The organism is Variovorax sp. YR266 (genome assembly GCF_900107295.1).
Taxonomy (GTDB): Bacteria; Pseudomonadota; Gammaproteobacteria; order Burkholderiales; family Burkholderiaceae_C; genus Variovorax.
Window position 1 is genome coordinate 1 of the sequence record NZ_FNPM01000040.1, and the last position, 3,106, is coordinate 3,106.

General features: G+C 66.2%; 4 protein-coding genes. All 4 read left to right on the forward strand.

What is annotated here, in order from left to right; all coding sequences use genetic code 11:
* Positions 1–106: 106 nt before the first annotated feature.
* The 4 genes from BLW48_RS34795 (at position 107) to BLW48_RS34810 (ending at position 3,065) form a co-directional block, all read left to right on the forward strand.
* Positions 107–508 carry an IS66-like element accessory protein TnpA gene (locus tag BLW48_RS34795; RefSeq protein WP_093180243.1) on the forward strand — a complete coding sequence of 134 codons (402 nt, stop codon included), beginning with the start codon at positions 107–109 and terminating at the stop codon, positions 506–508.
* Entirely contained in the window at positions 505–852 is a 348-nt protein-coding gene (gene tnpB / locus BLW48_RS34800; protein ID WP_093180244.1) for an IS66 family insertion sequence element accessory protein TnpB, read from the forward strand. The genes BLW48_RS34795 and tnpB overlap by 4 nt, the downstream gene beginning before the upstream one ends.
* Before the next feature lie 77 nt (positions 853–929).
* A complete protein-coding gene (locus BLW48_RS34805) occupies positions 930–2,495 on the forward strand; it encodes an IS66 family transposase (RefSeq protein ID WP_093180246.1) in 1,566 nt (521 codons plus the stop codon).
* Between the two features lie 51 nt (positions 2,496–2,546).
* Positions 2,547–3,065 (forward strand): hypothetical protein, encoded by a 519-nt coding sequence (locus BLW48_RS34810; RefSeq protein WP_093180247.1) that lies wholly within the window; start codon positions 2,547–2,549, stop codon positions 3,063–3,065.
* Positions 3,066–3,106 lie beyond the last annotated feature (41 nt).

Here is a 3,106-nt window from a genome sequence, read left to right on the forward strand (position 1 = left end):
GTAAGCGTCGTCTCAGCACCCTCTTTTTTTGCTGAGGGCTGATGTGCAGGATCGGTGGTCCATGCACGCCGCGATGGTGTGCATGAAGAACCGCTAATGCACATCAATGAACGATCAAGACACCCCGAGCAAGCGCCGTCGGCGCGAGCACAGCCCGATGTTCAAGCGCGAGCTGGTCGCGCGCAGCCTGGTGCCCGGTGCGTCAGTGGCAGCCGTCGCGCTGGAGGCCGGCATCAACTCGAACCTGTTGTTCGCATGGCGCCGGATGCACCTGAGCGCGCAAGAGCGGCCCCAGACGCCGGCGCCGTCAGACCCCTCGCCAATGCTGTTGCCCGTCACCATTGAAGCTGCGCCGGTCGCAGCATGCCCTTCACCAATGGTGGCGGCGCCTCGCCAACCTGGCGGGACCATCGAGATCGATGTCGGCGGGGCGCGGGTTCGACTGCGCGGTGCGGTCGACGAAGCCATCGTGCGCCATGTCCTGCAAACGCTGAAGGCGCTTGCGTGATCGGCCTTCCCACGAGCACTCGCGTCTGGATCGTCGCGGGCCATACGGACATGAGGAAGGGATTCAACGGCCTGTCAGCGATGGTGCAGACGGCGCTGCAGGCCAACCCTTTCTGCGGTCACGTCTTCGTCTTCCGCGGCCGGCGCGGCGACATGCTCAAGGTCCTATGGTTCGATGGCCAGGGCCTGCTGCTCCTGGCCAAGCGTTTGGAGCGCGGCCGCTTCGTCTGGCCGCAGGCGCAGTCGGGCAAGGTCTCACTCTCGCCGGCGCAGCTGTCCATGCTGCTCGAAGGCATCGACTGGCGCATGCCGACGCGCACCGATCAGCCCGTGTTCGCGGCTTGAGACGCGCTCAAGAATTCGTCTTCTGAACGCACGGGTCTGGGTCAACTCCGGGCAGGTCCGATGGCATAGTAGAGGGCGTGCCGAACACCACCAACGCGCCCCACACCGTCGACTCGCTGCTGCGTGTCGTGCAGGCGCGTGATGCCGAAGTCGCCCTGCTCAAGCTGCTCGTGGACAAGCTCAAGGTGCAGTTGCTGCGCCAGGTCCGAGCCCGCTTCGGTTCCTCCAGCGAACAACTGGACGACCCGCAGATCGCGTTGATCGCAGACTTGTCGATGCACGATCTTGCGCCGGGCGCGCAGACCCCGAAGGCGCCAGCTGCCAACAGCGAAGGCTTGCACCGCAGCCTGCCCGCGCACTTGCCGCGCGAGAACCATGTGTACCGGCCCGAGGCGTCGAACGCACGGCGCGACGCCGCCGGCCAGGCCTGCGGCTGCAGCGCGTGCGGCGGCCGGCTGCGTCAGATCGGTCAGGACGTCTCCGAACAACTGGAGTACGTGCCCTCGCGCTTCAAGGTGATCCGCCATATGCGCCCCAAGCTCGCCTGCATCGTGTGCGAATCGATCTTCCAGGCGCCAGCGCCGAGCCGGCCCATCGCACGTGGCATCGCTGGTCCCGGGCTGCTGGCCCACGTGCTGGTGGCCAAGTATTGCGATCACCAACCGCTGTACCGCCAGAGCCGCATCTTCGCTCGCGAAGGCGTCGTGATCGAACGCTCCACGATGGCTGGCTGGGTCGGGCAGAGCGAGAAGCTGCTGGACCCGCTGGTTGCGGCGCTCGGGCGCTACGTGCTGGCGGGCTCCAAGCTGCACGCCGACGACACGCCGGTGGCTGTGCTCTCGCCCGGGCGGGGCAAGACCAAGACCGGGCGGCTGTGGGTCTATGTGCGTGACGATCGCGCATCGGCGAGCACCGACGCGCCAGCGGCGTGGTTGCGGTACTCGCCCGACCGCAAGGGCGAACATCCCCAGGCGCATCTGAAGAACTTCAAGGGCGTGTTGCAGGCCGATGCGTATGCCGGCTTCGCCAAGCTCTATGCAAACGGCAACGTCATCGAGGCTTCGTGCTGGGCCCATGCGCGCAGACCGTTCTGGGATCTGCACGAGAGCCAGGGGCGTGCGCCGGGCTCGGTTGCCGAACAAGCGCTGCGGCGCATCAGTGCGCTGTATGCGATCGAAGCCGACATCCGAGGGCGCCCTCCGGCCGAGCGATGCCGAGAACGACAGGCACGAGCGGGGCCACTGCTCGAAGAGATGTTTGCCTGGTTGCGAGGGGTGCTCACACAGGTGTCTGCCAAGTCGGAACTCGCTCGCGCCATCGGCTACACGCTCACGCGGCTCGCGTCACTGACGCGCTACCGCGACGACGGGCGCATCGAGATCGACAACAACGCTGCCGAGCGCGCGCTGCGTGGCGTGAGCCTGGGCCGCAAGAACTTCATGTTCATGGGCTCGGACGCCGGGGGCGAGCGCGCTGCGGCCATCTACAGCCTGGTGGAATCGGCCAAGTTGAACGGGCTCGACCCCGAGGCCTACCTACGCGATGTGCTCGGGCGCATCGCGGACCATCCGATCAACCGCATCGACGAGTTGCTGCCGTGGAACATCGGTGGGCAGCACGTGGAACAACGACTGGCCGCCTGAGCACCTCGTGCCCGGGCGCTTGCAACCGGACAACGCGAAGAGGACGACAGAGTGAACCCGCAAGGCACCGACCCGAAGCTGATCGATGCGCTCAACCGGGCGAGCAGCCTGGAGCTGTTCCAGCTGAGCGCCATCATCGAACGGATGCTGGCCGATCCCAGGCGCATCCTCGCCGTGCGCACGAACATGAATCTGGGCCAGACGGTGCGCTTCCTCGACTGGCGCGACGGCCAGATGCGCCATGGCAAGGTGGTCGCCATGAAGGACACGCAGGTGACTTTGCACGAGGAAGGCACGCGACGCGAGTGGAAGCTGCCCTATGCCGCCGTCGAACCACCAAATCCTGTAAGCCCGCCCACAACGGCTTCTGCGCGCGCAGCACCACCGCAGAGCATGCCTTCACGGGGCGACTTCCGCTGCGGCGAGAAGGTCTCGTTCGACGACAGGTACCTCCAGCCGCAGGTAGGCGTCGTCGTGCGCATCAACCAGCGCACCGCCACCGTCGACACAGGCAACGGGCATTCATGGCGAGTGCCATTCCACATGCTGCGCCAGGTCTTCGACATCTGATCGTTCAGCTGCGGTCAAGAGGGCCGTGAGCTGACGCTTAC